The sequence below is a fragment of the Streptomyces fuscigenes genome (genome assembly GCF_021556455.1).
GTDB lineage: Bacteria > Actinomycetota > Actinomycetes > Streptomycetales > Streptomycetaceae > Streptomyces > Streptomyces fuscigenes.
This window is the reverse complement of record NZ_JAKGCV010000317.1, coordinates 1-6,413: the sequence shown is the minus strand read 5'-3', so window position 1 is coordinate 6,413 and position 6,413 is coordinate 1. Positions and strand designations below refer to the sequence as shown.

At 75.2% G+C, this 6,413-nt stretch carries 7 protein-coding genes; all 7 read left to right on the top strand.

Translation table 11 applies throughout. The features are described 5' to 3' along the window. Positions 1-918: pseudouridine synthase (locus tag L1885_RS21090; RefSeq protein WP_372481989.1), on the top strand; the 918-nt coding region annotated here is incomplete at its 5' end. Between the two features lie 185 nt (positions 919-1,103). Continuing rightward, on the top strand, positions 1,104-1,760 hold the full coding sequence (gene pnuC, locus L1885_RS21085; RefSeq protein WP_235798734.1) for a nicotinamide riboside transporter PnuC: 657 nt from the start codon (positions 1,104-1,106) through the stop codon (positions 1,758-1,760). Then, complete coding sequence (locus tag L1885_RS21080) at positions 1,757-2,860, top strand: AAA family ATPase (protein WP_235798733.1); 1,104 nt, start codon at positions 1,757-1,759, stop codon at positions 2,858-2,860. Before pnuC ends, L1885_RS21080 begins: the two co-directional genes overlap by 4 nt. Next, a complete protein-coding gene (locus L1885_RS29250; protein ID WP_235798732.1) occupies positions 2,857-3,699 on the top strand; it encodes an NUDIX hydrolase in 843 nt (280 codons plus the stop codon). Before L1885_RS21080 ends, L1885_RS29250 begins: the two co-directional genes overlap by 4 nt. Beyond that, complete coding sequence (locus L1885_RS21070) at positions 3,696-4,730, top strand: ADP-ribosylglycohydrolase family protein (RefSeq protein ID WP_235798731.1); 1,035 nt, start codon at positions 3,696-3,698, stop codon at positions 4,728-4,730. The genes L1885_RS29250 and L1885_RS21070 overlap by 4 nt, the downstream gene beginning before the upstream one ends. Positions 4,731-4,883: 153 nt before the next feature. Then, positions 4,884-5,246 (top strand): chorismate mutase, encoded by a 363-nt coding sequence (aroH, locus tag L1885_RS21065; RefSeq protein ID WP_235798730.1) that lies wholly within the window; start codon positions 4,884-4,886, stop codon positions 5,244-5,246. Beyond that, on the top strand, positions 5,243-6,328 hold the full coding sequence (locus tag L1885_RS21060) for a prephenate dehydrogenase (protein ID WP_235798729.1): 1,086 nt from the start codon (positions 5,243-5,245) through the stop codon (positions 6,326-6,328). The genes aroH and L1885_RS21060 overlap by 4 nt, the downstream gene beginning before the upstream one ends. The last annotated feature ends 85 nt before the right edge of the window (positions 6,329-6,413 follow it).

Below are 6,413 nucleotides of genomic sequence, written 5' to 3'. Positions count from 1 at the left end.
TCTCCTTGTCCAGCTCGACCAGGACGCCGACCTGCGGCGGGAGGTCGGGCATGGTGCGGTGCATGTACGCGGCCACGAAGCCGCCGTCCGCGGGGAACTGGGCGAAGCGGTCGAGGACGATCTTCTCAGCGCAACCGGGACCGCTACGCGCAGCGGCCCGAGGTCAAGACGCCGAAGACGTTCCCCGGCGCCGAGCAGGAGGGCGAGCGGCTGCAGAAGGTCCTCGCCCGCGCCGGCATGGGCTCGCGGCGGGCCTGCGAGGAGCTGATCGAGCAGGCGCGCGTCGAGGTCAACGGCGAGATCGTGCTGGAGCAGGGCATGCGCGTGGACCCCGACCACGACGAGATCAAGGTCGACGGGCTGACGGTGGCGACCCAGTCGTACCTGTTCTTCGCGCTGAACAAGCCGGCCGGGGTGGTCTCCACCATGGAGGACCCCGACGGCCGCCAGTGCCTCGGCGACTACGTCACGAACCGTGAGACGCGCCTCTTCCACGTCGGCAGGCTCGACACGGAGACCGAGGGCATCATCCTGCTCACCAACCACGGTGAGCTCGCCCACCGCCTCACCCACCCCCGCTACGGCGTGAAGAAGACCTACCTGGCCGCCATCCAGGGCCCGCTGCCCCGCGAGCTCGGCAAGCGGCTCAAGGACGGCATCCAGCTGGAGGACGGGTACGCGCGCGCGGACCACTTCCGGGTCGTCGAGAACACGGGCAAGAACTACCTCGTCGAGGTGACCCTGCACGAGGGCCGCAAGCACATCGTGCGCCGCATGCTCGCGGAGGCGGGGTTCCCCGTCGACCGCCTGGTGCGCACGTCCTTCGGGCCGATCCCGCTCGGCGACCAGAAGTCCGGATGGCTGCGCCGCCTGACCAACACCGAGGTCGGCATGCTGATGCAGGAGGTCGACCTGTAGCCGACCCCCCCCGCCCCTCCGGCGGGGAGCAGCAGTGCCGAGGACCCGTGGCCGCATGGCGGCCGCGGGTCCTCGCGTCTGTCCCGGGCCGCCCCGCGACACGTCCGGTCTCCGGTGAAAAGCCTCTTGTCCTCCAGGCGTCCGGGTCTTTATAGTCAGGATGACTATTAAGGAGGCCGGCGGCCATGACACTCGGCGATGTGCTCGCCCCGCTGCAGGAACCCCTGGTGACCGTGCTCGGCACCCCCGTCGGTTGGACGGAGGTGCTGGGCTTCGGCAGCGGCGCGCTGTGCGTCTGGCTCGTCGCGCGCCAGCACCTCGCCAACTGGCCCGTCGGCATCGCGAACAACCTCTTCTACCTGCTGCTCTTCGCCCAGACCGGCCTGTACGCCGACGCCGGTCTCCAGATCGTCTTCATCGTCCTCGCCGCGTACGGCTGGTGGGTCTGGACCCACGGGGGTGGCCCGGAATCCGCCGATGCCCTGCCGGTGCGCCGCAGCACGCGCGCCGAGTGGGCCCTGCTGGCCGCGGCGGGGACGATGGGGACAGCCGCCCTCGCGGTCCTCCTGGACCGCTTCACCGATTCCGCGGTCCCGTTCTGGGACGCGCTGACCACGGCGCTCTCGCTGGCGGCCACCTACGGGCAGTGCCGCAAGCTCGTCGAGTCCTGGTGGCTGTGGATCGCCGCGGACCTCGTCTACATACCGCTCTACGCGTACAAGGGCCTCTTCCTGACCTCGCTGCTGTACGCCGGCTTCGTCGCCCTGTGCGTCGGCGGGTTGCGCGGGTGGCGCCGCGACCTCGGCGCCACCGCCGCCCCGGCCGCGGGGGCCGCCGCGTGAGCGCCCCGGTGCCCGCGCCCTACCGGCACGGACTGGTCCTCGGGAAGTTCTACCCGCCGCACGCCGGACACCACCACCTCGTGCGCACCGCGCGCGCCCGCTGCGAGCGGCTGACGGTGCTGGTGTGCGCCGCGTCCGTCGAGTCGGTGCCGCTCGCCGACCGGGTCGCCTGGATGCGGGAGGTGCACCCCGACGTGGACGTCGTCGGCGCCGTGGACGACGTGCCGATGGACCTCGGCGACCCGGACATCTGGGACGCGCACGTCGGGATCTTCCGCGCCGCGGTGCCCCGGCGGGTGGACGCGGTGTTCTCCTCCGAGGCCTACGGCGCCGAACTGGCCCGCCGCTTCGGCGCGGCGAACGAACTCGTGGATCCCGAGCGCCGCGCCTTCCCCGTCTCCGGCACCGCGGTGCGGGCGGACCCGGTCGCCCGCTGGGACCACCTCGCCCCGCCCGTCCGGGCGGCGCTCGCCCGCCGCGTGGTGGTGCTGGGCGCCGAGTCCACCGGGACCACCACCCTCGCCGAGGACCTCGCCGCGCACTACCGGCGGCGCGGCGGAGTGTGGGCCGGCACACGCTGCGTACCCGAGTACGGACGGGAGTTCAGCGAGGCCAAACTCGCCGCCCTGCGCGCCGTGCGGCCCGGTGCGCACTGGAGCGAGGTCGCCTTCACCGGCGACGAGTTCCCGCTGATCGCGCACCGGCAGAACGAGGCCGAGGAGGCCGCGGCCCGCACCGGCTCGCCGCTCCTCGTCTGCGACACCGACTCGTTCGCCACCACCGTGTGGCACGAGCGCTACCTCGGCGGCCGCAACCCCGCCGTGGAGGAGGTCGCCGACCGCGTGCGGCACCACCTGTGGCTGCTCACCGACCACCGCGACGTGCCTTTCGAGGACGACGGGCTGCGCGACGGCGAACACCTCAGACCCTGGATGACCGACCGCTTCCGCGCCGAACTCGCCCGCACGGGACGTACGTTCGTGCTCCTGCGCGGATCGCGCCGGGCGCGGCTGGCGGCCGCCACCGCCGCCGTCGACGAACTCCTCGCGCGGGGCTGGGACTTCGCGCCGCCCCTGCCGGAGAGGACGGCGGCCCGGTGAGCGCGGCGCGCCCCGCCGGGACCCCGGACCCCGGCCGGGCGGCGCCGGACACCGGCGCTCCCGGCGGCGCGAGGCCCGGCCCGGCCGGCCACACCCGGCCCGCGGGCTACGACCCGTCCGCCTTCGAGCCGTTCGCCGTCACCGTCGACCTCGCGGTCTTCACCGTCCGGGAGGAGCGCCTGCACGTGCTGCTCGTACGGCGCGGCGAGGACCCCTACCGCGGGCGCTGGGCGCTGCCCGGCGGGTTCCTCCACCCGCGCGAGTCGGCGGAGCAGGCCGCCCGGCGCGAACTCGCCGAGGAGACCGGTATGGAGCCGGACAGCACGACGGCGCCCCTGCACCTCGAGCAGCTGCGCACCTACAGCGACCCCGGCCGCGACCCCCGGATGCGGGTCGTGTCCGTCGCCTACGCGGCCCTGGTGCCCGGCCTGCCGGAACCGCGCGGCGGCGGCGACGCCGAGCACGCCGGCTGGGTCGCGCTCGCCGAGGCCGGGGGCCTCGCCTTCGACCACGACCGCATCCTCGCCGACGCGCACGAGCGCATCGGCGCCAAGCTCGAGTACACCGGCCTCGCCACCGCCTTCTGCCCGCCCGAGTTCACCCTCGGGGAACTCCAGCAGGTCTACGAGACGGTCTGGGGCGTCACCCTCGACCGGCCCAACTTCCGCCGCAAGGTCCTCGCCACACCCGGCTTCGTCGCACCGGCGAAGGACGGCACGCGCAGGACCGGCGGCCGGGGCAAGCCGGCCGCCCTCTACCGCGCCGGCGCCGCCGCCGCGCTCCACCCGCCCCTGCTGCGACCGGACCCACCCCAGCCACCGGAAGGACGGACCCCGTGACACCGACAGGAACCCGTACCCGGCGGGCCGCCACCGGCGCCCTGACCGGCCTCGCCCTCGGCGACGCACTGGGCTTCCCCACCGAGTTCGCCACCGTGCCGGCGATCCTCGCCAAGTGCGGGCCCTGGCGGGAGATGCCGCTGCCCACCCCCGCGTACGTCACCGACGACACCCAGATGACGCTCGCGCTCGGGGCCGCGCTGCGCGCGTGCACGGCGGACGGGCCGCTCGACCCGGACCGGTTCGCCCGCGAGGCCGGCGACGCCTTCGTGCGCTGGTACCGCGACCCGGAGAACAACCGGGCCCCCGGCAGCACCTGCCTGAGTGCCTGCGCGGCACTGGAACGGCTCGACCGGCCCACCGAGCCCTGGCAGCGGGCGAGCCGCACCGGGTCCAAGGGCTGCGGCGCGAACATGCGCGTCGTGCCGGTCGCCCTCGTGCCCGGCCTGAGCGCGGGGCAGCGCGCGGGCGCGGCCCAGGCGCAGGCCGCCCTCACCCACGGGCATCCGACCGCGCTCGCGGCCTCCGACCTGACCGCCCACGCCGTGCACCTGCTGGCGGCGGGCGCCGACCCGGCGGGGCTCGTCGGCCGACTGCGCTCGTACGCCGTCGAGCACCGCACCCGCTACCCCGCGGCCTGGCTCGGCGACCTCTGGTCGTACGCGGGGGACCCCTCGCCCGAGGCCTACACCGCACGCGGCTTCGACGAGTGCCTCACCGCGCTGGACCGGGTCAGAGCGGCACTCGCCGCCCCGTCGCCGGAGACCGACCCGTGCCTGACCACCGGCGACGGATGGGTCGCCGAGGAGGCCCTGGCCACCGCGCTGCACTGCTTCCTGCTCTTTCCCGACGAGCCCCTGACGGCGCTGCGCAGGGCGGCCTGCACCGCGGGCGACTCCGACTCGATCGCCTGCCTGACGGGCGCCCTCGCCGGCGCCCACCTCGGCCCCGGCGCCTGGCCCGACGACTGGTCGCGGCGCATCGAGTACCGCGCCGACCTCGCCGCGCTCGGCACCCTCTGGGACGCGTGAGCCGCCCGGCGCGGAGCGCGTGAGCGGCCCCCGCGGGCCCGCTCCCGGCCCGGGGCGCGGGCCCGGCGGCGTCTCGCTGAACGAGAGCCCCCGCCCCCCGCCGGGCGGCGGACACTACGCTGGTGCGAGGAGACGATCACTGAGGAGCACGTTGTGGCGGTACGAGCGGTGCGTGGAGCGGTCCAGCTGGAGCGGGACGAAGCGGGACACATGGGCGATCAGGTGAAGCAGCTGCTCAACGCGATCCTGGAGCGCAACGCGCTGACCGCCGACGAGCTCATCAGCATCTGGTTCACGGCCACACCCGACCTGCACAGCGACTTCCCCGCCGCCGCGGCCCGCGAGCTGGGCATCGTCGACGTGCCCCTCATCTGCGCGCAGGAACTCGACATCGCGGGCGCCATGCCCCGCGTCGTGCGCATCCTCGCGCACGTCGAGTCGGACCGCGCGAAGGCCGACATCGCCCACGTCTACCTCGGTGCCGCAGCGACCCTGCGCAAGGACATCGCGCAGTGAGAACCGCCCTCGTCATCGGCACCGGGCTGATCGGGACGTCGATCGGCCTGGCGCTGCGGGCCCGCGGCGTGACCGTGCACCTCTGCGACCACGACCCCGGCACCGCCCGCACCGCCGCCGCGCTCGGCGCCGGCACCGAGGACCCGCCGGAGGGCCCCGTCGACCTCGCGGTCGTCGCCGTACCGCCCGCGCACGTCGCCGCCACGGTGGCCCGCACCCTGCGCTCCGGCGCCGCCCGCGGCTGCATCGACGTCGCCAGCGTCAAGAGCGGGCCCCGGCGGGAACTCGAGTCCCTCGGCGTCGACCTGCGCACCTACCTCGGCACCCACCCCATGTCCGGCAAGGAGCGGTCGGGGCCGCTGGCCGCGACCGCCGACCTCTTCGAGGGGCGCCCCTGGGTGCTCACCCAGGCCACGGGGACCGACACCGAGGTGCTGAACCTCGCGCTGGAACTCGTCTCGCTGTGCCGGGCCGTCCCCGTGGTCATGGACGCGGCGGCGCACGACCGCGCGGTCGCCCTCGTCTCGCACACCCCCCAGCTCATGTCCTCGATGGTCGCCGCGCGGCTGCGGGACGCCGAGGAGTCCGCCGTGCGCCTGTGCGGGCAGGGCATCCGCGACGTCACCAGGATCGCCGCCTCCGACCCCGGCATGTGGATCGACATCCTCAGCGCCAACCCCGGGCCCGTCGCCGACGTGCTCGCCGGCATCGCGACCGACCTCGGCGAGACCGTCCGGGCGCTGCGGGCCCTGGAGTCCTCCGACGACTCCAAGCGCGCGACGGGCACGGCGGCCGTCGAGGACCTGCTGCGCCGGGGCAACGCCGGGCGCAGCCGGGTGCCGGGCAAGCACGGCGCCGCCCCGCTGGCCTACGAGGTCGTCGCGGTGCTCGTCAGCGACCGCCCCGGCGAGCTCGCGCGGATCTTCGCCGACGCCGGGCAGGCGGGCGTGAACGTCGAGGACGTCCGCATCGAGCACGCCACCGGCCAGCAGGCCGGCCTCGTCGAGCTGATGGTGGAGCCCTCGGCGGCCCCGGTGCTCAGCGCCGCGCTGCGGGAGCGGGGCTGGTCGATCCGGCAGTGACCGGCGCCTCCGCCGGAAGCCGGCCGGCTGCCCGCCCGGGGTGCCCGCCCGCGCCCGTGCAGGAGGCGGCCGACCCCCGCGGTGC